We start from the raw sequence: 23236 nt of genomic DNA on the forward strand, positions 1-23236 counted from the left end.
TCATCAGTCCTGGGCGCGCTCAGCCTCGGCGAAGGCCTGCTCGGCATCCCAACCGCCACCCAGCGCGGCAATCAACTGCACACTGGCCACCAGCCGCCCTTGCAACAGGGTCAACACACTGCGCTCGTTACTCAGGGCAGTGGTCTGCACATTGACCACATCCAGATAGCCAATCAACCCAGCGCGATACTGGTTCTCGGTCAGGCGCAGCGACTCACGGGCAGCGTCCAGCGCCTCCTGGCGTACCACCGCCTCGTCGCCGTAGACCTTGAGCTGGACCAGGTAGTTCTCGACCTCTTTGAAGCCGTCGAGCACGGTCTGGCGATACTGCGCCACGGTCTGGTCATACACCGCGACGGTGCGATCGACCTCGGCGCTGCGCTTACCGGCATCGAACAAGGTCATGGCCAGCGATGGCCCCACCGACCAATAGCGGTTGGGCAGCTCGATCCAGTTGCTGAAGCTGCTGCTCGAATAGCCGCCGCTCATGCTCAGGCTCAGGTCTGGGAAGTACGCCGCACGCGCCACGCCGATATTGGCGTTGGCCGCCATGACGTTGCGCTCCGCCGAGGCGATATCGGGGCGCCGTTCCAGTAGCTGCGAGGGCAGCGAAACGGGAATCTGCGGCAAGGCCGGAATCGACTTGCTGTCAGCCAAGGCGAAATCGGCCGGGGCCTTACCCATCAGCACGGCAATGGCGTTCTCGTACTGCGCGCGCTGCCAGATCAGGTCGATCAGGTCGGCCTGGGTGCTTTTGAGCTGGGTGCGCGCCTGGGCCACCGCATCCGGGCCGGAAACACCGGCGCGGTACTGGTTCTCGGTCATTTTCAGCGAACGCTCATAGGCAGCGACGGTGGCCTCCAACAAGCGCTTCTGCTCATCGATGACGCGCAGTTGCAGGTAGTTCTGCACCAGTTCCGACTGCAAGCTCAGGCGAATCGCCGCCAAGTCGGCAAAGCTGGCTTGCGCGCTGGCTTCGTTGGCATTGAGCGTCTCGCGCAGCTTGCCCCACAGGTCGATCTCCCAACTGACGCCGAGCTGGGCGTTGTAGGTGTTGCGGATGCCGCTGCTATTGTTCGACAGGCTTGAGCTGCTACTGCCGGTACCTTGCGCCGAACGGGTCTTGCCGGCCGACAGATCGAGGCTGGGGAACAGCGAAGCGCGGCTGCTGCGAATCAGTGCGGTCGCCTGGCGGTACTGGGCCTCGTACTGGGCAACGGTCTGGTTGCTGCGGTTGAGTTCTTCGACCAGGGCATTGAGCCCGGCATCGCCATACAGCTCCCACCAGGCGCCACGGGCAATGGCGTCGGAGGGATTGGCCTGGGTCCAGCCTTCGGCCTGCTTGAATTGCGCAGGCGTGGCCAGCTCCGGCCGATGGTAGTCGGGGCTCAAGGTACAGGCACTGAGCATCAATGCGCACAGGCTGGCGCCGAGCAGTCGCGAGCCGCGGCCACGGCCCAGCTGCTGCAGGGCACGGTGAAGTGGGGTCTGGGCAAAGTTCATAGCGGGGTATCCAGAGCGGCGTCGGTGCGCACGCCGCGCCAACGGTTGAATCGGTGACGCAGGCGGTCGAGGTAGAGGTAGACCACCGGCGTTGTGTAAAGGGTCAGGACCTGGCTGAACACCAGACCGCCAATGATGGTCAGGCCCAATGGCTGGCGCATCTCGGCACCTTCGGCGCTGCTGAGCATCAACGGCAGCGCGCCGAGAATGGCGGCGATGGTGGTCATCAGGATCGGCCGCAGACGCAGCAGGCACGCGCGGCGGATCGACTCCTCCGGGCTCATGCCTTGCTGACGCTCCAATTGCAGGGCCAGGTCGATCATCAGGATGGCGTTCTTCTTCACCACGCCGATCAACAGGAACAGGCCAAGCAGCGAGATCAGGCTGAACTCGCCACCGGTGACGTACAACGCCAACAACGCGCCGACGCCGGCCGAAGGCAAGGTCGAAAGAATGGTCAGCGGGTGGATGTAGCTCTCGTAGAGAATGCCCAGCACCAGGTAAACCAGCACCAGCGCGCCAAGGATCATCAGCGGCTGGCCTTCCTGGGTCTTGGTAAAGGCATCGGCGGTGCCACCGAGCTTGGCGATCACTTCCTCGGGCAGACCAAGCTTGGCCACTGCCCTCTCCACCGCGGCCATCGCCTGGTCGGGGCTGTAGCCTTCGGCAACGTCGAAGGCGATGTCTTCGGCGGCGAACTGGCCCTCGTGGCTGACGCGGTCATTGGCCAGGCTGTTCTCGTAGCGGGCGAAGGCCGACAGCGGCACGCGTGCGCCGTCCGCGGTGATCACCTGGACTTGCTCCAGGGTGCTCGGGTCCCAGGCATACTTGGGGTTGATCTCCAGCACGACCTGGTACTGGTTGAGGCTGTCGTAGATGGTCGATATCTGCCGCTGGCTGTAGGCGTTGTTGAGCACGCTGGTGACCATTTCCATGTCGATGCCCAGGCGCTTGGCCTGATCGCGGTCGACGACCAGGGTCACTTGCTGGGTGCCGGCGCCATCACGGGCGTCGATGGCGGTCAGCTCAGGCAGTGCGCGCAAGGCCGCGGTGACTTTCGGGAACCACTCGCGCAATGCCGCCAGGTCACCACTTTGCAGGGTATACAGGTACTGCGAGGTGGTCTGGTCGCGCCCGCCGCCGCCCAATTGCAAGTCCTGGTCGGCCATCAGGTAAAGCCGCCCGCCTGGCACTTTGGGCATTTCCTTGCGCAGGCGCTCGATCACCTGCTGGGCGTTGAGCTTGCGTTCGGCAATCGGCTTGAGACGTACCAGGACCATGGCGTTGTTGGTGCCGCTATTGCCACCAATGAAGCCGGCCACGCTCTGCACGGCCGGGTCTGCGAGCAGCGCGCGGCGGTAGACCTCCATCTTCGGCTGCATCACGGTGAACGACAAACCGTCGTCGCCGCGGATGAAGCCCATCAGCTGGCCGGTGTCCTGCTGCGGCATCAGGGTCTTGGGCACCACTACGTACAGGGCGACGTTGACCCCGATGGTCACCAGCAAGCTGAGCAGGGTCAGGCGGCGATGACGCAAGACCCAACCCAGGCTGCGGTCGTAACCGGCGACCATGCGCTGGTGAACCTTGTCGCTCCAGCGTTGCAAGCGGTTCTGCTCCTGCTGGTGCGGGCGCAACCAGCGCGCGCAGAGCATCGGCGTGAGGGTCAGCGATACCACCAGCGAGACGATGATCGCTGCGGCCAGGGTGATGGAAAACTCCTGGAACAGGCTGCGCACGATACCGCCCATGAACAGGATCGAGACGAACACCGCCACCAGCGAGACGTTCATCGACAGCAGGGTGAAGCCCACTTCCTTGGCGCCGAGGAACGCCGCGCGCATCGGTGGCTCGCCGTTCTCGATATGCCGGGAGATGTTCTCCAGCACCACGATGGCATCGTCCACCACCAGGCCGGTGGCCAGAATCAGCGCCATCAGCGACAGGTTGTTCAGGGAAAACCCGCACAGGTACATGACCGCGAACGTGCCGACCAACGACACCGGCACCGCCAGGCTTGGGATCAGCGAGGCGCGCAGGTTGCCGAGGAACAGGTACACCACCAGGATCACCAGCACCACCGCGATCAACAAGGTGTGCTCGGCTTCCTTGAGGGTCGCCTTGATCACCGGCGAGCGGTCCATGGCGATGTTCAGCTTGACGCTGGCCGGCAGCAGCGATTCCAGGGCCGGCAACTGCGCCTTGATCTGCTCGACGGTTTCGATGATGTTGGCGTTGTTCTGCCGGTTGATCACCAGCAACACCGCGCTCTGGTCGTTGAAGAAGCCGCTGTTGTAACGGTTCTCGACGCTGTCGGTGATGGTCGCCACATCAGACAAGCGCAGGATCGAGCCATCGCTCTGGCGAATCACCAGCGGCGCGTAGTCCTTGGCTTTCTCCAACTGGTCATTGGCGCGCACCTGCCAATTGCGCTCGGCGTCTTCGACAAAGCCCATCGGCCGGCGCTGGTTGGCGTTGGCCACCGCCGTGCGCACTTCATCGAGCGACAGCGCGTATTGGTTGAGTAGCTGTGGCTCCAGCGAGATGCGCACCGCCGGCAGCGAGCTGCCGCCGATCTGCACTTCCCCTACCCCGCTGACCTGGGCCAGGCTTTGCGACAGGATGGTGTCGGCCAGGTCATACAGCTGGCCCTTCTGCAAGACGTCGGAGGTCAACGACAGGACCATGATCGGCGCCTGCGATGGGTTGATCTTCTTGTAGGTGGGCATGCTGCGCATGCCGCTTGGCAGCAGGTTGCGGGTGGCGTTGATCGCCGCCTGCACCTCGCGTGCCGCGCCATCGATATCGCGGCCTTGCTCGAAACCGATGATCACCCGGGTCGAGCCCTGGTTGGAGCTACTGGTCAGGGTGGTGACCCCGGCGATGGCACCGAGCTTGCGCTCCAGTGGCGTGGCTACGGTGGAAGCCATGACCTCGGGGCTTGCGCCCGACAGGTTGGCCGACACCACGATCACTGGGAAGTCCATCTGCGGCAGCGGCGCCACCGGTAGCAAGCCGAAGCTCACGCCACCGAGCAGCATGATCGCCAGGCTCAGCAGCATGGTCGCCACTGGCCGGCGGATGAAAGGACCGGAGAGATTCATGCCTCGGCCTGCTTGGCGTCAGCAGCCGGACGCCAGCGGCGCGCCAGGCGGTCGAAGTACAGGTAGATGACCGGCGTGGTGAACAGGGTCAGCACCTGGCTGACCAGCAACCCGCCGACCATCACCAGGCCCAGCGGCTGACGCAGCTCGGCACCGGAGCCGGTGGCGAGCATCAACGGCACCGCGCCAAACAACGCGGCCAGGGTGGTCATCAGGATCGGTCGGAAGCGCAGCAGCGCGGCCTGGTAGATCGCCTCTTGCGGCGCCATGCCTTGATTGCGCTCGGCCTCCAGGGCGAAGTCGATCATCATGATGGCGTTCTTCTTGACGATACCGATCAGCAGGATGATGCCGATGATCGCGATCATGCCCAGGTCATTACCGCTGAGGATCAACGCCAGCAACGCGCCGACCGCTGCCGACGGCAAGGTCGAGAGGATAGTCACCGGATGGATGTAGCTCTCGTAGAGCACGCCAAGCACGATGTACATGGTCACCACCGCCGCCAGGATCAACAGCAAGGTGCTCGACAGCGAAGCCTGGAAGGCTTCGGCGGCGCCTTGGAAACGGGTCTGTACGCCAAGGGGCATGCCGATGTCCTGCTGCACCTGCTCGATGGCCTGGACTGCCTCGCCCAAGGCCACGCCTGGCGCCAGGTTGAACGACATCATCACCGCCGGGAACTGGCCGATGTGCGAGATCGCCAGCTGCGCCTGGCGCTGCTCGATACGCGCCAGGGCCGAGAGGCGCACCTGGCCACCGTCGCTGGCCTTGACGTGGATCGACTCCAACGCTGCCGGGCCGATGTTGGCCGCAGCCTGCGACTGCAGCACCACGCGGTACTGGCTGGCCTGGGTATAGATGGTGGATATCTGGCGTTGGCCGAAGGCGTCGTACAAGGCATTGGTGATCTGCGCCACGTTGATGCCCAGGCGGCTGGCCATGTCGCGGTCGATCACCAGGTAGACCTGTAGGCCCTTGTCTTGCAGGTCGCTGGCGACATCGCGCAGTTCGGCGCGCTGTTGCAGGGCCTGGACCAGCTTGCCGCTCCACTGCGCAAGCATGTCTGCGTCTGGTGAGGACAGGCTGAACTGATACTGGGTGCGACTGACCCGGTCTTCGATGCTCAAATCCTGCACTGGCTGCATGAACAAGCGAATACCCACCAGCTTGTCGACCTGCGGTTGCAGGCGATCGATCACCTGGCTGGCAGTGACGTCGCGCTCGCCGTGGGGCTTGAGGTTGATCAGCAGACGGCCACTGTTGAGCGTGGCGTTGTCGCCATCGACGCCGATATACGAGGACAGGCTCTGCACCGAAGGGTCTTGCAGAATGACCTTGCTCAGCGCCTGCTGGCGCTCGCTCATGGCGGCGAACGAGGTCGATTGCGGCGCTTCGGAGATGCCCTGGATCACCCCGGTGTCCTGCACAGGGAAGAAGCCCTTGGGCACGATCATGTAGAGAAACACAGTCAGCACCAGGCTGCCGACCGCCACCAGCAACGTCAGCGGCTGGTGCTTGAGGACCCACTGCAGGCCCCGCCCATAGTGCTCGATCAGCCAGTCGATCCACGCGCCGCTGGCACGATAGAAGCGGCTCTGCTCTTGCTCCTTGGGCTCGCGCTTGAGCAAGCGCGCGCACATCATCGGGGTCAAGGTCAGCGACACCACCAGGGAAATCAGGATGGCCACGGCCAAGGTGATGGCGAACTCACGGAACAGCCGGCCGACCACGTCGGCCATGAACAGCAGCGGGATCAGTACGGCAATCAGCGAGAAGGTCAGCGAGATCAGGGTAAAGCCAATCTGCCGCGCGCCCTTGAGCGCCGCCTGCATCGGCGTCTCGCCCTCCTCGATGTGCCGGGAGATGTTCTCCAGCATGACGATGGCATCGTCCACCACGAAGCCGGTGGCGATGGTCAGGGCCATCAGGGTCAGGTTGTTGATGGAAAAGCCCGCCAGGTACATCACACCGAAGGTGCCGATCAACGACAGCGGCACGGCAATCGAGGGAATGATGGTCGCACTGAAGCGGCGCAGGAACACGAAGGTAACCATCACCACCAGGACGATGGCGATCAGCAGCTCGTGCTGCACATCGGTAACGGCGGCGCGGATGGTCTGGGTGCGGTCGGTGAGTACCATTACATCCAGGCCGGCCGGCAGGTTGTCGGTGATCGATGGCAGCAAATCCTTGATCCGATCGACCACTTCAATGACGTTGGCCCCCGGCTGGCGCTGGATATTGAGCAGCACCGCCTGGTTCTCGTTGGCCCAAGCCGCCAGGCGCTCGTTTTCAGCGCCATCGACGATTTCGGCGACGTCCTTCAGGCGCAGCGGCGCGCCATTGGTGTAGGCGAGGATGAGGTTGGCGTATTCCTCGGGCGAACGCAGCTGGTCGTTGGCATCGAGCATCGACACCCGGGTCGGGCCGTCGAAGTTGCCCTTGGGCTGGTTGACGTTGGAGGCGCCGATCAAGGTGCGCACGTCATCCAGGTTGAGGCCGTTGGCGGCCAAGGCGTCGACGTTGACCTTGATCCGCACTGCCTGGCGCTGGCCGCCAGCGATGCTGACCATGCCCACGCCGCTGATCTGGGCGAGCTTTTGCGCCACACGGGTATCGACCAGGTCGTTGAGCTTGGGCAGCGGCATGGTCTTGGACGAGATGGCCAGGGTCAGCACCGGGGTATCGGCCGGGTTGACCTTGTTGTACACCGGGGGGGCCGGCAGGTCGCTGGGCAACAGATTGCTGGCGGCGTTGATCGCAGCCTGCACCTGCTGCTCGGCGACGTCCATGTTCATGTCCAGGCTAAAGCGCAGGGTCAACACCGAGGCGCCGCCGGAACTGGTCGAGGCCATCTGGGTCAGGCCTGGCATCTGGCCGAACTGGCGCTCAAGCGGCGCGGTGACCGCGCTGGTCATCACCTGCGGACTGGCACCGGGGTACAGGGTCATGACCCGGATTGTCGGGTAGTCGACCTGGGGCAAGGCCGCGACTGGCAGCAGCTTGTAGGCGATCAGGCCGGCCAGGACGATGGCCAGCATGCTCAGCGTGGTGGCGACTGGTCGCAGGATGAACAGGCGCGAGAGGTTCATGCGCCCGCCTTGTCCGACTTACCGGCCTCGATCGCGCCATTGGCGTCCTGGCCCTGCAAATGCTGACCGGGGGTGGTCGGCACTTGCGAGCTGTCTTCGACCACTTCGACCTTGCTGCCTTCGCGCAGGCGGTCGGTGCCTTCCAGCACCAATCGATCACCGGCAGCCAGGCCTTCGAGGATCACACTGCGTTCGCCATCGCTGGCACCGACCTTGAGCTTGCGCACATTGATGGTGTTCTGCGCGTTGACCACGTAGGCGAAAGTGCCTTCGTTACCGAACTGGATCGCCGCGGCTGGGGCCATCACCACCTGCTTGAGGGTATCGGCGAGCAGGCGCACGTTGACGAACTGGTTGGGGAACAGGGCCTGGTCCTTGTTTTCGAAACGGCCCTTGAATTTGAGGGTGCCGGTGGTGGTGTCGATCTGGTTATCCAGGCTGCCGAGTACACCGGTGGCCTGCAACTTGCTGTCGCCACGGTCCCAGGCCTCGACCGGCAACGCCGCGCCGCTGCGATAGCGCTCGAGCACGGTGCTCAGCTCGGTTTCCGGCAGGGTGAAGGCGACGCTGATCGGCTCGGTCTGGGTGATGACCACCAGCGCGGTGGTGTCGTTAGCGGCAACCAGGTTGCCCAGGTCGAGCTGACGCAGGCCCAAGCGCCCGTTGATCGGTGCGCGGATCTGGGTGAATTCGAGGTTCAGCCGGGCATCGCTTACCGCTGCCTGGTTGGTCTTGACCAAGCCCTGGAACTGCGCCACCTGCGCTTGGGCGGTGTCCAGAGTTTGCTTGGCGATGCTGTCTTCGGCGTACAGGCCTTTATAGCGCGCTACATCGACCAGGGCATTGTTCAGCTGCGCCTGGTTTTGCGCCAGCGTGCCTTCGGCCTGTTGCAAGGCGATGCGGTAGCTGCGCGGATCGATCTCGGCGAGCAGATCGCCTGCCTTGACCTGCTGGCCTTCCTTGAAATGGATCTTGACCAGCTCACCGGCAACGCGGCTGCGCACATTGACCGTGTTGTTCGCCGTGACCGTGCCCAACGCCTTGTAATACAGCGGGAAATCGCCGATCTGCACCGGTTCGACTCGCACCGGCACCGCCTCGGTCGAGCCACCAAAGCCTGGGCGGCCATTTTTCCCCATGCGCCCGGCCGGTTCCTTGGAGGTCGACGCAGCGGGCCACAGCCACCAGGCCAACAAGGCCACCAGTAGCAGGATCAGCAGGCCGATGAGCCAGCGACGAGGGGAGCGGGAGACGGAAGCTTGCATGGGTTGAACGAACCTTGTTCGGAAACGGCGACGTGGGAGGGTGAACGATAAGCATTGAGACCGGTTTAGCAAAGCGGCTTTACCAGGCATTTACCTTTGGCTGACGTTGCTAAAACGATGAACTTTAAATGAAAACGGCCTGGAAATCGTTCCAGGCCGTTTCAGGGTGTTGCTTAGATACTATTGAGGCCGCTGCGCAGCCCCAATAAGCGATTACTTCAGGACAGCCAGCACTGCTTCGTAGTTCGGCTCTTCAGCGATCTCGCCAACCAGTTCGCTGTGCAGGACTTTATCGTTTTCGTCCAGCACCACTACTGCGCGGGCAGCCAGGCCAGCCAGCGGGCCGTCAGCAATGGCCACGCCGTAGTTTTCGAGGAACTCACGACCACGCAGGGTCGACAGGTTCTTGACGTTTTCCAGGCCTTCGGCGCCGCAGAAACGCGCTTGGGCGAACGGCAGGTCAGCCGACACGCACAGCACTACGGTGTTGGCCAGGTCATTGGCCTGGGCGTTGAACTTGCGTACCGAGGTGGCGCAAGTGGGGGTATCGACGCTTGGGAAGATGTTCAGCACCTTGCGCTTGCCGGCGAAGTCCTTCAGCGACTGGTCAGACAGGTCCGCACCAACCAGCGAGAAGGCCGGAGCCTGGGCGCCAGCCTTCGGCAGGACACCTTTGACCTGAACCGGGTTGCCTTTGAGGGTCACTTGAGCCATGAGCGTAATCCTTATACGGGGTTTGGAAAGGACACTGAGTTAAGCATGAAGCTGCGCCCAAGCCTATGGCCGCACATAAAAATGTCCGGGTGGCGACAGCCGACCCGGACATTTCTTACAACAATAACGCGATCAGCCCAGCAGGCTGTCTACCAGCGAGTAGACCACCGAGGTAATGGCGACCAGACCCACCACCACCACGAACACATTGGACATCGCGCCACTGTACTTGCGCATCGACGGCACTTTGCGGATGGCGTACATCGGCATCAGGAACAGCAGCACGGCGATGATCGGCCCGCCGAGTGATTCGATCATGCCCAGGATGCTCGGGTTGAGCGTGGCGACGATCCAGCACACCACCAGCATCAGCGCGGCGACCATGCGATCCAGGGCCTTGGCACCTGGACGCAGGCCGGCCTTGCTGATGATGCCTTTAAGGCCTTCGCTGGCGCCAATGTAGTGACCCAGGAACGACTTGGCGATGGCAATGAAGGCAATCAATGGCGCGGCAAAGGCGATAGTCGGATTGCTGAAGTGGTTGGCCAGGTACGACAGAATCGACAGGTTCTGCGCCTTGGCTTCAGCCAGTTGAGCGCTGTCCAGGGTCAGTACGCAGCTGAACACGAAGAACAGCACCATGGCCACCATCAGCAGGTGGGCGCGCGAGAGGATCTGCCCGCTGCGCTGATCGGCATGTTCGCCATAGCGACGCTTCTGGTCGACGGCGAACGCCGAGATGATCGGCGAGTGGTTGAAGGAGAACACCATCACCGGAATCGCCAGCCACACGGTGTGCAGGAAGGCCGAGCCGGACGGCACCTGCATGGCGGTGTCGAGGATGCCACCACTCCAGTGCGGCACCAGGTACAGCGCCAGCAGCGCCAGGGCAACGATGAACGGGTACACCAGCAGGCTCATGACCTTGACCGTGGCCTGCTCGCCGCAGCGCACGATCGCCAGCAGGCCGAGGATCAGCACGAACGACAGCAGCGCGCGCGGTGGTGGGGTCATGTGCAGCTGGTGCTGCATGAAGCTGGTGACCGTGTTGGTCAACGCCACGCTGTAGATCAGCAGGATCGGGAAGATGGCGAAGAAGTACAGGATGGTGATCAGTGCACCGGCCTTGATGCCGAAATGCTCTTCGACCACCTCGGTGATGTCGCCGCTGCGTCCGGACAGGACAAAGCGGGTCAGGCCGCGGTGTGCGTAGTAAGTCATGGGGAATGCGAGGATCGCCAGGATCAGCAGCGGCCAGAAGCCGCCCAGGCCTGCGTTGATCGGCAGGAACAGGGTTCCGGCGCCGATAGCCGTGCCAAACAGGCCCAGCATCCAGGTAGTGTCTTGACGCGACCAGCTGCCGAGGACGGCGGGGGACGATTGTTCGAAGCGTTGTTCAACGCCTTGGGCCTGCTCATTCATTCCGGGTGCAACTCCACTCGCAAGACTGCAACAGGCTGAGAGTGGCGAAACAGAGGGATCGCACACCTCAACCGAAAAGAGGGGCGCGATTGTGCACTGAAAGGTTGCACTTGCGAAGCCCCGTCCGAGGGACGGTTGCACTTGTCATGACAGGAAAAGGCGACATGAGCTGCAAGAATGGGTGAAATGATGGGGCCGCTACGCGCCCCTTCGCGGGCAAGCCCGCTCCCACAGGGCCCGCGCCACTTTGAAGATGAGCGCTATACCTGTGGGAGCGGGCTTGCCCGCGAAGGGGCGCGTAGCGGCCCCAAACGATTTACTTCTGAACCGCGGCGAACGCCTCGGCCACACGGCGCAGGTTGTCTGGGCGCAGCCCCGACATGCAGACCCGGCCGCTGTCGATCAGGTAAACGCCGAACTCGTCGCGCAGACGGCGCACTTGCTCGACGTTGAAACCGGTGTAGCTGAACATGCCACGCTGCTCGAGGAAGAACTGGAAGTCCTGACCTGGCAACAGCTCGCCGAGCAGATCGACCAGGCCCTGGCGCATTTGCAGGATACGCTTGCGCATCACTTCGACTTCCGCCGTCCACTGGGCATTGAGCTCGGCATCGTTCAGTACGCCGGCTACCAACTGCGCACCAAATGCCGGTGGGCTGGAGTAGTTGCGGCGCACGGTGGCCTTGAGCTGACCCAGCACGCTCTGCGCAGTCGCCTGGTCGTCACAGACCACCGACAGGCCCCCTACCCGCTCGCCATACAGCGAGAAGATTTTCGAGAACGAATTGCTGACCAGGCACGGGACACCGGCACGGGCCATTTCGCGAATGGCGTAGGCGTCTTGAACCAGGCCTTGGCCAAAGCCTTGATAGGCGATATCCAGGAACGGAATCAGCTCACGCGCCTTGACCACTTCGACCACTTGCTGCCATTGGCTCTGGTCCAGGTCGACACCGGTCGGGTTGTGGCAGCACGGGTGCAGCAGCACCACGCTGTTGGGTGCCAGGCTCTGCAGGGTTGCCAGCATGCCGGCAAAGTCCACTCCACGGGTGCTCGCATCGAAGTACGGGTAGGTGTTGACCTTGAATCCCGCGCCTTCGAAGATTGCCCGGTGGTTGTCCCAGGTCGGATTGCTCACCCAGACTTCGGACTGCGGGAAGTAGCGCTTGAGGAAGTCGGCGCCGACTTTCAGCGCGCCGGAGCCACCGACCGTCTGCACGGTGGCAACCCGCCCGCCAGCGACGGCCGGATGATCGGTACCGAACAGCAGTGCCTGGATCGCCTGGCGGTAGCTGGCCAGACCTTCCATCGGCAGGTACAGCGAAGCTTCATGGGGCTGACCGGCCAGGCGCTTTTCCACCTCGGCCACGGCCGCCAGCTGCGGCACGACGCCGGCCTCATCGTAGTACAGGCCGATACTCAGGTTGACCTTGTCGGCACGCGGGTCGGCCTTGAAGGTTTCCATCAACGAGAGGATCGGATCGCCGGCATAGGCATCGACATGTTTGAACACAGCGCACAGCTCCTTGAATCAGGACAGTTCGGAAATGCTTGAGCGAGGATACCCGCAGTTGCGCCCAAGGAACATCACCTTGGTGCAACAGAGTCAGTGCAAGGCTGCACGACCCGCCAGGTGTGTCCCTTGCACGACTACTAGTAGGAGCGGGCTTGCCCCGCGATAGCGCCCGTTCAGCCAGCCATTGCCTTGAGCTCGTGCAACTCCTGCTCGGTCAACGCCACCCCTTCACGCTCAGCCACCTCACGCTCGCGATAACGCCGCTCACCCGGCATGCGCGTCAACCCCACCGCTTGCATCTGGGCAACCAGCTCGCGGCTGCGCTGGGCAAAGCGATCACCCTCGGCCTTGCTTGGGTCAATGACGATGATCAGCTGCCCAGTCCACGGCGTCTTCGCCCCCGGATGACCGTTCCAATCGAACTCCCAGGAGAAGTTGCCGCCGGTCAATGCCGCCGCCAGCAACTCGACCATCATCGACAGCGCCGAGCCCTTGTGCTCGCCAAACGGCAATAGCGCGCCACCTTCAAGAATCGCCTTGGGGTCGGTGGTCGGCTGGCCATTGGCATCCACCCCCATGCCCAGCGGCAGTTGCTGACCGGCGCGCGCCGCGATCTGCACATCGCCATGGGCCATGGCGCTGGTAGCCATGTCGAAGACGATCGGGTCAGTCCCGGCGCACGGCGCAGCGAAGGCAATCGGGTTGGTGCCGAACAGCGGCTTGCTGGCGCCATGGGGCACCACGCAGGTCATGCTGTTGACCACGCTGAGCGCCACCAGGCCCTCATCGGCGAACGGCTCGACATCCGGCCATAGGGCCGCGAAATGGTGCGAATTGTGAATCGCCAGCACAGCAATCCCGGCGCTGCGCGCCTTCTCGACCAGCAGCGCGCGCGCCGCAGCCAGCGCGGGCTGGGCAAAGCCACCGCCGGCATCGACCCGGACATACCCCGACGCCACATCACTGACCTGCGCGACGGCCTTGCCGTTGACCCAGCCACTGGCCAGGGTCGAGACGTAGCCGGGAATGCGGAACACGCCATGGCTATGGGCGCCGTCACGCTGGGCACTGGCGCAGTTGAACGCCAGAGCACTGGCGACTTGCTGGCTGCAACCATGGCGCTCGAGGATCGCTTTCAGCAACGCCTGCAATTGGGCAAACGGCACGCGCACGACTGCGCTGGTGGAGGGTGCGGACATCTGAAGCTCCTTTTTGGAATTATTGGAAACGCAATGGCAACAGCGCTGGCAATGACAAAAACTTTCATGCATGTGACAGCTATCTGTCAAATGTTGACTTGATGACAGAAAAGATCCATTTTCTATTTCACGCCTCACCCAGCCCGGAGCACGTCATGAGCCAATCGATCAAGCAACGCCTGGAGCACAGCCTGCACAGTGCTGCCGCCTCGGGCCGCAAGATCGCCAGCTACATGCTCGGCAACCTGCACGAACTGCCGTTCCAGACTTCGGCGAGCATCGCCGAAAAGCTTGGCGTCAGCGAATCCAGCGTTGGCCGTTTCTGCCGCTCGCTCGGCTATGCCCACTTGAAGGCGCTCAAGCAAGACCTGCAAAGCGACCTGGGCGATGGCCCATGGCTGGTGGGTGACCGTTTGCAAGAATATCGCCAGAAGCACGACGACAGTCAAAGCAGCGGCAGCCTGGAGCTGGAAATCGCCGCGCTGGTGCGGGTGCATGAGTACAGCCGCACTGAGGCCTGGCACCAGGTTGCCCAGCGCCTGGCACAACGGCCCCGGGTGTTCATCGCCGGGTTTCAGACCGAGCGCGGCGTCGCCCAATGCATGACCCACCTGCTGCACTACCTGCGCGATGGCGTGCAGGTGGTCGACGGCAGCGCCGGGCACTTTGGCGAGGTCCTGCTCGGCCGCCCAGACCACAGTGCGCTGGTGGTCTTCGAGGCGCGCCGCTATTCACGCCACGCCCTGATGCTGTGCCAGAAGGCACGCCAGGCGGGCATTCCGGTCACGCTGGTGACCGACACCTTCTGTGACTGGGCCGATGCCAATGCCGACGAGGTATTTCGCATCCCCACCGAGTTCAATCTGTTCTGGGAATCCACCTCGGCGATGCTGTCGTGGGTGCACCTGATGGTCAACGAGGTCTGCAAGAAACTCGGGCCTGATGTTGAAAAGCGCTTGGAAGCGACTGCCGCTCTACATAACGAGTTCGTCGGCTACACCTCGTGGCCGGCGGGAAAACAACAATAGCAAGCGAGCAACCCTAGAGGTGCAAGATGAACAAGACCATGGCTATGGTGGGTGCGTGCGCCCTGCTGCTGGCGGGGACTGCCAGCGCCGAGACCCTGCGTTTCGCCACTGAAGGCGCTTATCCGCCGTTCAACTATGTCGATGCCGACAACAAGCTGCACGGTTTCGATATCGATATCACCCACGCCCTGTGCGAGCAGATGAAAGTCGAGTGCACGCTGGTCGCGCAAGACTGGGAAGGCATCATTCCGGCGCTGATGGCGCGCAAATACGATGCTGTGGTCGCCTCGATGATCGACACCGAGGAGCGGCGCAAGAAGATCGCCTTCACCAACCACTATTACCGCACCCCGCTGACCGTCGCGGTCGCCAAGGACAGCCCGATCAGCGACGCCCAGACCGACTTCAAAGGCTACACCGTTGGCGCCCAGTCGTCCTCGACCCAGGCGATCTACGCCGAGGACGTGTACGCCAAGGCCGGCGCCGATGTGAAGCTCTACCCGACCATGGATGAGGCCAACGCCGACCTCGCTGCCGGGCGCCTGGACGGGGTGATCGCCGACAAGTTCCCCCTGCTCGACTGGCAGAAAAAGAACGGCCAGGACTGCTGCAAGATCCTCGGTGATGTCAGCAAGACCAAAGCCGATGCCGCCATCGCCGTGCGCAAGGACGACGAGGCGCTGCGCGAGCGACTGAACAAGGCCCTAGGCGAGATCGTCGCCAATGGCACTTATCAGAAGATCGCCAGCAAGTACTTCGAGTTCGACATCTATAACTGACCACCAGGACATTTGCGTGGCAGCGGGCTCAGCCTAGGCGCCTGACGGGCGCCATCACGGGGCAAGCCCGCTCCCGCGCACGTTCGCATGCACTCATTGCAAGTGGGGAAACACCCATGTTCGATCAACTGTCCTTGCTGTCTTTCGCCAGCGGTGGCTGGGGCCAGGCGCTGCTCGCCGGCGCCCTGGTGACTGTGTCGCTGGCCCTGGCTTGTCTGCCTATTGGCCTGCCACTTGGCCTGGCTGTGGCCCTTGCCGCCCGCTCGCGCAAACGCCTGCCACGGGCCTGGGCAACCACTTTTTCCACGGTATTTCGCGGCCTGCCGGAGCTGCTGACCCTGCTGATCATCTATTACGGCTGCCAGATCGCTGCGCAGAAGATTCTCGCTGCCATGGGCTATCAAGGCGAGGTGCTGATCAATACCTTCCTCGCGGCGATGATCGCCTTCAGCCTGGTGTTCGCCGCCTTCTCCAGCGAAATCTGGCTGGCCGCCTTCAAGACCTTGCCCAAGGGCCAGCTTGAAGCCTGCTCGGCACTGGGCCTGAGCAAGCGCACCGGGTTCTTCAAGGTGGTATTGCCGCAGTTGACCCGCATCGCCCTGCCCGGCCTATCCAACAATTGGTTGTCGCTGCTCAAGGACACTTCGCTGGTGTCGACCATCTCCCTGGTCGATCTGATGCGCCAGACCAACCTGGCGGTCAGCGTGACCAAGGAGCCGATGTTCTTCTATGGCGTGGCCTGCCTGGGCTACCTGCTGTTCTCGGCGCTGTCGGGCCGGGTGTTTGCCTTCATCGAGCGGCGCTGCAGCCGTCACCTGCAAGGAGCACGGGCATGACTGTCGAACAACTGCTGGGGCTGGTGCTCGACCCCGAACTGCTGGAGCGCTACGGACCGCGCTTTATCGATGGCCTGCTGGTGACCGCCAAGCTGGTGGCTATCTCGTTTACCCTCGGGGCGCTACTGGGCCTGCTGCTGGCGCTGGCGCGGATGTCCAAGCAGCCACTGCTCAACCGCCTGGCTGCTGGCTACATCTATTTCTTCCGTGGCTCGCCACTGCTGGCCCAGCTGTTTTTGCTGTACTACGGCCTCGGCTCGCTCAAAGGCTTCTGGCAAGACTTGGGGCTATGGTGGTTCTTCCGCGAGGCCTGGTACTGCGCCGTGCTCGCCTTCACCCTGAACACTGCCGCCTACCAGGCAGAAATTTTCCGCGGCAGCCTGCTGGCCATCGCCCCGGGGCAGTACGAAGCGGCGCGAGCGCTCAACCTCAAGCGCTCGACCACCTTCTTCAAGGTGATCATGCCGCAGTCGTTGCTGGTGGCCATCGGCCCCTTGGGTAACGAGCTGATCCTGATGATCAAGGCCAGCGCCATCGCCTCGCTGGTGACCATCTATGACCTGATGGGCGTGACCAAGCTGGCCTTCTCGCGCAGTTTCGACTTCCAGATCTACCTGTGGGCGGCGGTGCTCTATCTGCTGATCGTGGAAATCGTCCGGCGCACCCTGAAACACCTGGAAGCCCGCCTGGGCCGCCACCTGAACTGACCGAAGGATACGCTCCATGCATTGCCAAACCCTTGTCCTGGGCGCCGGTATCGTCGGCGTCAGCACTGCGCTGCACCTGCAAGCGCGTGGCCGTCAGGTGATCCTGATCGACCGCGACGAGCCGGGCAGCGGCACCAGCCATGGCAACGCCGGGCTGATCGAACGCTCCAGCGTCATTCCCTATGCGTTCCCGCGTAACCTTGGCGCGCTGCTGCGCTATGGCCTGAACCGCCAGCCGGATGTGCGCTACAGCCCGCTGCACTTGCCCAAGGCGGCGCCCTGGCTGCTGCGCTACTGGCAACAATCGGCGCCCGGCCGCCTGGCTGCGGCGGCGGCCGACATGCTGCCGCTGGTGCAGCGCAGCGTCGAGGAGCACGACGCGTTGATAGAAGCCGCCGGGCTGGCTGCGCTGGTCAAGGCCAAAGGCTGGATCGAGGTGTTCCGCGACCCTGCCCTGTTCGCCCAGGCCAAACAAGAGGTCAAGGGCCTGGCCCGTTATGGCCTGCACTATGAATTTCTGGAGCGCGAGCAGCTGCAAGCACGCGAGCAGCAATTGCAAGGTGATGTCGTTGGCGGCATCCACTGGCTCGACCCGAAAACCGTCAGCAACCCAGGTGGTCTGACCCGTGGTTATGCCGCACTGTTCGTCCAGCGTGGCGGGCAGTTCCTGCATGGCGATGCCAGTAGCCTGCGCCAGGTGGATGGCAAATGGCAGGTCGACAGCCAGCGCGGAGCGCTGAGCGCCGACGAAGTAGTCGCCTGCCTTGGTCCGCAATCGGCCGAGCTGTACGCACCGCTGGGCTATCGCTTCCCGCTGGGCATCAAGCGTGGCTATCACATGCACTACGCCACCCGTGGCGATGCCCAATTGCAGCATTCGATCTGCGACACCCAAGGCGGCTACGTACTGGCGCCGATGGCCCGTGGCGTGCGCCTGACCACCGGCATCGAGTTCGCCGCCAGCGATGCGCCGGCCAACGAAATCCAGCTGCAGCGCTGCGAAGCCTTGGCCCGCAAGCTGTTCCCGGCGCTTGGTGAGCGCCTGGACGACCAGCCCTGGCTGGGCCGGCGCCCGTGCATGCCGGACATGCGCCCGGTGATTGGCCCAGCGCCCAGGCACAAAGGCCTGTGGTTCAACTTCGGGCACGCCCACCATGGCCTGACCCTGGGCCCAGTGACCGGGCGCTTGCTGGCCGAAATGCTCACCGGCGAACAGCCGTTTACTGATCCTGCGCCTTACAGCGCCGCACGCTTCGACTAGAACTTCAGCGGGAGAACAACAACATGACCGCCCCTCTAAGCCTTGCCAGTATTACCCCCGAAGCCGACTCGCGGCCGGTGCTGATCGACATCGAAGGCCTGAACAAGCACTACGGCGCCTTCCATGTCCTGCGTGATATCAACCTGCAGGTCCGCGAAGGCGAGCGGATCGTGCTCTGTGGCCCCTCGGGGTCGGGCAAGTCGACCTTGATTCGCTGTATCAATCGCCTGGAAATTGCTGAACAAGGCACTATCCAGGTTGCCGGGATCGATCTGGCCAGTAGCCGCCGCGAGGCCGCCCAGGTACGCAGCGAAATCGGCATGGTGTTCCAGCACTTCAATCTGTTCCCGCACATGAGCGTGCTGGACAATTGCCTGCTCGCCCCCACCAGCGTTCGTGGGCTATCGCGCAAGGACGCCGAGGAGCGTGCGCGGATGTACCTGAGCAAAGTCGGGATCGAGAGCCAGGCGCATAAATACCCCAGCCAGCTCTCCGGTGGCCAGCAGCAGCGCGTGGCCATCGCCCGCGCCTTGTGCATGAAGCCGCGGATCATGCTGTTCGATGAGCCAACCTCGGCGCTGGACCCGGAGATGGTCGCCGAGGTGCTGGATGTGCTGGTGAAACTGGCCGATACCGGCATGACCATGCTCTGCGTCACCCATGAGATGGGCTTTGCTCGGCAGGTGGCAGAGCGCTTGCTGTTTCTGGAGGGAGGGCAGATCATCGAGGACAGCCCGCCACAGGTGTTCTTCGGGCAGCCGCGCACGGCGCGGGCGCAGGCGTTCTTGAAGCAGATCCTGCATTGAGCTAGGCAGTATGGGCCCTATCGCGGGGCAAGCCCGCTCCCACGCGAACGCAGCGGCTTGCCCCCGATCATTGCAGCGCTGCAATGATCCAACTGCATCGTTAAATATATTTACCAAAACCCCCGCCAAACCCTTGCCAGCCAAGGCCCCGCCGCTCTACACCCCCCGAAAACCGGCGCCAAAGCGCGCGCCACTCGTTTGACATATCGAACGGCTCTGGCAAGCTATGAGTAAGCCCCGACCGGCATCGTCTCCCTCTGCGAGCCGGCAGTGCTCGGGGCCCGAGGTCGTACACAAGGCCAAGGCCGTGCGCCTGCACAACAACGACAGGAAGCACCTGTCCCAAGGTGACATATGTCCAACAGCAACATTGGCAACAAGCAACCTTCCCTGCGCAAGCCCGTCGTCCTGATGACCATGGGCAGCCAAGAGCGCAAAGGCCATGACTATCAGGTCATGACCCACAAATACATCACTCCGCTGGTCGACTTCGCAGGCTGCATTCCGGTCCTGGTTCCCACGTGCTGTGGTACCGAAGACCTGGAGAGCTACCTGGACATGGCCGACGGCGTCTACCTGACCGGCGCCGGCAGCAACATCGACCCAGCGCTGTACGGCCAGGAAAACGAAACGCCCGGCAAAGCCCAGGACAAGAACCGCGACCTGTTCGACATCCCCCTGGTGCAGTTGGCCATTGCCCGCGGCCTGCCGATCTTCGGTATCTGCCGGGGCATGCAGGAAATCAACGTGGCCCTGGGTGGTGACATCTACCAGAAGGTCTACGCCGAAGCCGGCTTCAACGATCACCGGGAAAACCCGGAAGATCCGGTCGACGTCCAGTACCAGCAAGTGCATGGCGTGAAGATCAAACCAGGCAGCTGGCTGCGCGACGCACTGGGTACCGACGAAATCCGCGTCAACTCGCTGCACGGCCAAGGCCTGCGCAACCTGGGTGAAGGCCTGGAGCCGATTGCCCACGCTGAAGATGGCCTGGTCGAGGCAATCCACGCACCGAGCATCTCGCCGTTCCTGTTTGCCGTGCAATGGCATCCCGAGTGGCAAGCGGCGAAAAACCCAGATTCGATCAAGATGTTCCAGGCATTTGGCGATGCCTGCCGCGCCCAGGTCCGCAAATCCCAAGTCAGCAAGCGCCACCAGGCCGCCTGACCCCTCGCTTCGTTAGTTTTGATCGCGGGGCGGCGCAAGGCCGCCCCCGTTTCCCCGGTCACCCTCTGCTGGTCCCAGAACACTTCCCGTGGAAGCGGGTGGCGGGCTCGTGCCTGTCCCTGCGATCTTTTTTCCCTCTCAAGTCATACGACGACTTATTGCCGTAGCCAGCACTGCGCATTCGGCTTCAACCGTCTCGTCATCTGTCATGGCCACTTCGCGGGCAAGCCCGCGCCCACAGGAACTGCAGAGCTCTCAAGGCCCCTGGAGCATCAATGGGGGACGAGCTTGGCCGCGAAGTTATCGGCGCTCCATCCTGCCTATTTCCTGGCGACGCTGAAAAAATCTGCGCAGAGGTACTAGTCATCATTCAAGTTGTACGATAACTTACCTCCATCGCAGCACATCACCTTCACCCCAAGCGCCATAGGATGCCAACAACAATGAATCCACAAGAACTGCAATCCATCCTCTCCCACGGCCTGCTGTCGTTCCCGGTGACCGACTTCAACGCCCAGGGCGACTTCAACCAGGCCGGCTACATCAAGCGCCTGGAATGGCTCGCCCCCTATGGCGCCAGCGCCCTGTTCGCCGCCGGCGGGACGGGTGAGTTCTTCTCCCTGGCTGCCAGCGAGTACAGCCAAGTGATCAAGACCGCAGTCGATACCTGCGAGCGCTCGGTACCGATCCTGGCCGGCGTCGGTGGCTCCACCCGCCAGGCCATCGAATACGCCCAGGAAGCCGAACGGCTTGGCGCCAAAGGCCTGCTGCTGCTGCCGCACTACCTCACCGAGGCCAGCCAGGATGGCGTCGCCGCTCACGTCGAAGCGGTGTGCAAATCGGTCAAGATTGGCGTGGTGGTGTACAACCGCAACGTCTGCCGCCTCAACGCCAGCCTGCTCGAGCAACTGGCCGAACGCTGCCCGAACCTGATCGGCTACAAGGATGGCCTGGGCGATATCGAGCTGATGGTGTCGATTCGTCGCCGCCTGGGCGACCGCTTCAGCTACCTGGGTGGTCTGCCGACCGCTGAGGTGTATGCTGCCGCCTATAAAGCCCTGGGTGTACCGGTGTACTCCTCGGCGGTGTTCAACTTCGTGCCCAAGACCGCGATGGACTTCTACCACGCCATCGCCCGTGACGATCACGCCACCGTGGCCAAGCTGATCGACGATTTCTTCCTGCCGTACCTGGACATCCGCAACCGCAAAGCCGGTTACGCGGTGAGCATCGTCAAGGCCGGCGCCAAGCTCGCCGGTTACGACGCAGGCCCAGTACGCACGCCGCTGACCGACCTGACTGGCGAAGAGTACGAGATGCTCGCCGCACTGATGGACAAGATGGGTCCGCAGTAAGCACCACCCCGCGGCCTGCCAATGCCGCACACCGGAGCCGGGCGATGCCTGGCTCCGGTTACAACTCGTTAGCCCGCACAAAAATAACTAGTGGGAGTACCCAGCATGCAAGCGACTAAAAAGACGCATGTGCGCTACCTGATCCTGTTCATGCTGTTCCTGGTGACCACGATCAACTATGCAGACAGAGCTACCATCGCCATCGCCGGCTCCAGCCTGCAAAAAGACCTCGGCATCGATGCCGTCACCCTCGGCTACATCTTCTCGGCGTTCGGCTGGGCCTACGTCGCGGGCCAGATCCCCGGTGGCTGGCTGCTCGATCGGTTCGGCTCGAAGAACGTCTACGCGTTCAGTATCTTCACCTGGTCGCTGTTCACCCTCCTGCAAGGTTTTGTCGGCGGCCTGCCGGTAGCCTGGGCGGTGGTGACCCTGTTCACCCTGCGCTTTCTGGTCGGTTTCGCTGAAGCACCGTCGTTCCCCGGCAACGCGCGCATCGTTGCCGCCTGGTTCCCGACGGCCGAACGCGGGACCGCCTCGGCAATCTTCAACTCGGCGCAGTACTTCGCTACCGCACTGTTCGCGCCAATCATGGGTTGGATCGTGTTCAGCTTCGGCTGGGAACATGTATTCGTCGTCATGGGCGCACTGGGGATCGTGTTCTCCGCGGTCTGGTTGAAGACCATCTATAACCCACGCCAGCACCCGCGCATCAGCCAGAGCGAGCTTGAGCACATCGAGCAAAACGGCGGGCTGGTCGACATGGACCAGAAACGCGGCAACGATGGCCCGAAATGGGGCTACATCAAGCAACTGCTGACCAGCCGCATGCTGCTGGGCGTCTACCTGGGCCAGTACTGCATCAACGCCATCACCTACTTCTTCCTGACCTGGTTCCCGGTGTACCTGGTGCAGGAGCGCGGCATGACCATCCTCAAGGCCGGCTTCATCGCCTCCTTGCCGGCCATCTGCGGCTTCATCGGTGGTGTGCTGGGTGGCGTGCTGTCGGACTGGCTGCTGCGCCGCGGCAATTCGCTGACCTTCTCGCGCAAACTGCCGATCGTCTGCGGCCTGCTGCTGTCGACCACCATGGTCTTTTGCAACTACGTCGAAGCGGAATGGATGGTGGTCGGCTTCATGACCCTGGCGTTCTTCGGCAAGGGCATCGGTGCCCTGGGCTGGGCGGTGGTGGCCGATACCTCACCCAAGCAGATCGCAGGTCTGTCCGGTGGTCTGTTCAACACCTTCGGCAACATCGCCTCAATCACCACGCCGATCGTCATCGGCTACATCATCAGCGCCACCGGCTCGTTCAAGTGGGCCTTGGTGTATGTGGGCGCCAACGCCTTGGTGGCGGTGTTCAGCTACTTGGTGATCGTCGGCCCGATCAAGCGTATCGAGCTGCGCGAAAACACCCCCCAGTCACAGCCTGAGCCAGCCGCCAATGGCGAACTGGCAAGCTCGCGTCACTGAGTGGACACG

17 protein-coding genes are annotated in these 23236 nt (G+C 63.0%); 9 read left to right on the forward strand and 8 right to left on the reverse strand.

The genetic code is table 11. The annotated features are described in order from the left end of the window. Positions 1–3: 3 nt before the first annotated feature. The 8 genes from AAZU54_RS09995 to AAZU54_RS10030 form a co-directional block, all read right to left on the reverse strand. Positions 4–1503 carry an efflux transporter outer membrane subunit gene (locus AAZU54_RS09995; protein ID WP_186557091.1) on the reverse strand — a complete coding sequence of 500 codons (1500 nt, stop codon included), beginning with the start codon at positions 1501–1503 and terminating at the stop codon, positions 4–6. Beyond that, the gene (locus AAZU54_RS10000) at positions 1500–4607 is read right to left on the reverse strand and encodes an efflux RND transporter permease subunit (RefSeq protein ID WP_186557088.1); all 3108 of its coding nucleotides are present in this window, start codon (positions 4605–4607) and stop codon (positions 1500–1502) included. Before AAZU54_RS10000 ends, AAZU54_RS09995 begins: the two co-directional genes overlap by 4 nt. Then, positions 4604–7702, reverse strand: a complete 3099-nt coding sequence (locus AAZU54_RS10005; RefSeq protein ID WP_405129501.1) for an MdtB/MuxB family multidrug efflux RND transporter permease subunit — start codon at positions 7700–7702, stop codon at positions 4604–4606. Before AAZU54_RS10005 ends, AAZU54_RS10000 begins: the two co-directional genes overlap by 4 nt. Continuing rightward, positions 7699–8967, reverse strand: coding sequence for an MdtA/MuxA family multidrug efflux RND transporter periplasmic adaptor subunit (locus tag AAZU54_RS10010; protein ID WP_186557084.1), 1269 nt, complete (start codon positions 8965–8967; stop codon positions 7699–7701). The genes AAZU54_RS10005 and AAZU54_RS10010 overlap by 4 nt, the downstream gene beginning before the upstream one ends. Positions 8968–9180: 213 nt before the next feature. Beyond that, positions 9181–9681: a thiol peroxidase gene (tpx, locus tag AAZU54_RS10015; RefSeq protein ID WP_186557082.1), complete on the reverse strand. Its 501-nt coding sequence runs from the start codon at positions 9679–9681 to the stop codon at positions 9181–9183. A 132-nt stretch (positions 9682–9813) separates the two neighbouring features. Continuing rightward, positions 9814–11103, reverse strand: a complete 1290-nt coding sequence (locus AAZU54_RS10020) for a serine/threonine transporter (protein ID WP_186557080.1) — start codon at positions 11101–11103, stop codon at positions 9814–9816. A gap of 316 nt (positions 11104–11419) precedes the next feature. Continuing rightward, a complete protein-coding gene (locus AAZU54_RS10025) occupies positions 11420–12616 on the reverse strand; it encodes an aromatic amino acid transaminase (protein ID WP_434727093.1) in 1197 nt (398 codons plus the stop codon). 176 nt (positions 12617–12792) lie between these two features. Further along, positions 12793–13818 carry an Ldh family oxidoreductase gene (locus AAZU54_RS10030; RefSeq protein WP_312155661.1) on the reverse strand — a complete coding sequence of 342 codons (1026 nt, stop codon included), beginning with the start codon at positions 13816–13818 and terminating at the stop codon, positions 12793–12795. A 155-nt stretch (positions 13819–13973) separates the two neighbouring features. Here AAZU54_RS10030 and AAZU54_RS10035 point away from each other — a divergent pair, with 155 nt between their 5' ends. The 9 genes from AAZU54_RS10035 to AAZU54_RS10075 all read left to right on the forward strand — a co-directional run bounded on the left by AAZU54_RS10035 (position 13974) and on the right by AAZU54_RS10075 (position 23227). Continuing rightward, positions 13974–14846 carry a MurR/RpiR family transcriptional regulator gene (locus AAZU54_RS10035; RefSeq protein ID WP_186557077.1) on the forward strand — a complete coding sequence of 291 codons (873 nt, stop codon included), beginning with the start codon at positions 13974–13976 and terminating at the stop codon, positions 14844–14846. A 26-nt stretch (positions 14847–14872) separates the two neighbouring features. Next, positions 14873–15625, forward strand: coding sequence for a transporter substrate-binding domain-containing protein (locus tag AAZU54_RS10040; RefSeq protein ID WP_186557076.1), 753 nt, complete (start codon positions 14873–14875; stop codon positions 15623–15625). Between the two features lie 116 nt (positions 15626–15741). Further along, positions 15742–16461 carry an ABC transporter permease gene (locus tag AAZU54_RS10045; RefSeq protein ID WP_186557075.1) on the forward strand — a complete coding sequence of 240 codons (720 nt, stop codon included), beginning with the start codon at positions 15742–15744 and terminating at the stop codon, positions 16459–16461. Further along, positions 16458–17168 carry an ABC transporter permease gene (locus AAZU54_RS10050; protein WP_186557074.1) on the forward strand — a complete coding sequence of 237 codons (711 nt, stop codon included), beginning with the start codon at positions 16458–16460 and terminating at the stop codon, positions 17166–17168. The genes AAZU54_RS10045 and AAZU54_RS10050 overlap by 4 nt, the downstream gene beginning before the upstream one ends. Before the next feature lie 16 nt (positions 17169–17184). Next, the gene (locus AAZU54_RS10055) at positions 17185–18429 is read left to right on the forward strand and encodes an NAD(P)/FAD-dependent oxidoreductase (protein ID WP_186557073.1); all 1245 of its coding nucleotides are present in this window, start codon (positions 17185–17187) and stop codon (positions 18427–18429) included. A gap of 23 nt (positions 18430–18452) precedes the next feature. Then, positions 18453–19235, forward strand: a complete 783-nt coding sequence (locus AAZU54_RS10060) for an amino acid ABC transporter ATP-binding protein (protein WP_434727094.1) — start codon at positions 18453–18455, stop codon at positions 19233–19235. 354 nt (positions 19236–19589) lie between these two features. After that, positions 19590–20402, forward strand: a complete 813-nt coding sequence (locus AAZU54_RS10065) for a gamma-glutamyl-gamma-aminobutyrate hydrolase family protein (RefSeq protein ID WP_186557071.1) — start codon at positions 19590–19592, stop codon at positions 20400–20402. Between the two features lie 443 nt (positions 20403–20845). After that, positions 20846–21757, forward strand: a complete 912-nt coding sequence (kdgD, locus tag AAZU54_RS10070) for a 5-dehydro-4-deoxyglucarate dehydratase (RefSeq protein WP_186557070.1) — start codon at positions 20846–20848, stop codon at positions 21755–21757. 105 nt (positions 21758–21862) lie between these two features. Further along, positions 21863–23227, forward strand: a complete 1365-nt coding sequence (locus AAZU54_RS10075; protein WP_186557069.1) for an MFS transporter — start codon at positions 21863–21865, stop codon at positions 23225–23227. Positions 23228–23236 lie beyond the last annotated feature (9 nt).

This window comes from Pseudomonas sp. Je.1.5.c (genome assembly GCF_051129895.1).
In the GTDB taxonomy this organism is placed as follows: Bacteria; Pseudomonadota; Gammaproteobacteria; order Pseudomonadales; family Pseudomonadaceae; genus Aquipseudomonas; species Aquipseudomonas urmiensis.

What these genes read in the sequence shown, in the direction of transcription:
- kdgD (WP_186557070.1), top strand. Translation starts at nt 20,846, where the DNA reads ATGAATCCACAAGAACTGCAATCCATCCTCTCCCACGGCCTGCTGTCG.
- AAZU54_RS10045 (WP_186557075.1), top strand. Translation starts at nt 15,742, where the DNA reads ATGTTCGATCAACTGTCCTTGCTGTCTTTCGCCAGCGGTGGCTGGGGC.
- AAZU54_RS10020 (WP_186557080.1), bottom strand. Translation starts at nt 11,103, where the DNA reads ATGAATGAGCAGGCCCAAGGCGTTGAACAACGCTTCGAACAATCGTCC.
- AAZU54_RS10055 (WP_186557073.1), top strand. Translation starts at nt 17,185, where the DNA reads ATGCATTGCCAAACCCTTGTCCTGGGCGCCGGTATCGTCGGCGTCAGC.
- AAZU54_RS10000 (WP_186557088.1), bottom strand. Translation starts at nt 4,607, where the DNA reads ATGAATCTCTCCGGTCCTTTCATCCGCCGGCCAGTGGCGACCATGCTG.
- AAZU54_RS10030 (WP_312155661.1), bottom strand. Translation starts at nt 13,818, where the DNA reads ATGTCCGCACCCTCCACCAGCGCAGTCGTGCGCGTGCCGTTTGCCCAA.
- AAZU54_RS09995 (WP_186557091.1), bottom strand. Translation starts at nt 1,503, where the DNA reads ATGAACTTTGCCCAGACCCCACTTCACCGTGCCCTGCAGCAGCTGGGC.
- AAZU54_RS10060 (WP_434727094.1), top strand. Translation starts at nt 18,453, where the DNA reads ATGACCGCCCCTCTAAGCCTTGCCAGTATTACCCCCGAAGCCGACTCG.
- AAZU54_RS10075 (WP_186557069.1), top strand. Translation starts at nt 21,863, where the DNA reads ATGCAAGCGACTAAAAAGACGCATGTGCGCTACCTGATCCTGTTCATG.
- AAZU54_RS10005 (WP_405129501.1), bottom strand. Translation starts at nt 7,702, where the DNA reads ATGAACCTCTCGCGCCTGTTCATCCTGCGACCAGTCGCCACCACGCTG.
- AAZU54_RS10065 (WP_186557071.1), top strand. Translation starts at nt 19,590, where the DNA reads ATGTCCAACAGCAACATTGGCAACAAGCAACCTTCCCTGCGCAAGCCC.
- AAZU54_RS10050 (WP_186557074.1), top strand. Translation starts at nt 16,458, where the DNA reads ATGACTGTCGAACAACTGCTGGGGCTGGTGCTCGACCCCGAACTGCTG.
- AAZU54_RS10035 (WP_186557077.1), top strand. Translation starts at nt 13,974, where the DNA reads ATGAGCCAATCGATCAAGCAACGCCTGGAGCACAGCCTGCACAGTGCT.
- AAZU54_RS10040 (WP_186557076.1), top strand. Translation starts at nt 14,873, where the DNA reads ATGAACAAGACCATGGCTATGGTGGGTGCGTGCGCCCTGCTGCTGGCG.
- tpx (WP_186557082.1), bottom strand. Translation starts at nt 9,681, where the DNA reads ATGGCTCAAGTGACCCTCAAAGGCAACCCGGTTCAGGTCAAAGGTGTC.
- AAZU54_RS10010 (WP_186557084.1), bottom strand. Translation starts at nt 8,967, where the DNA reads ATGCAAGCTTCCGTCTCCCGCTCCCCTCGTCGCTGGCTCATCGGCCTG.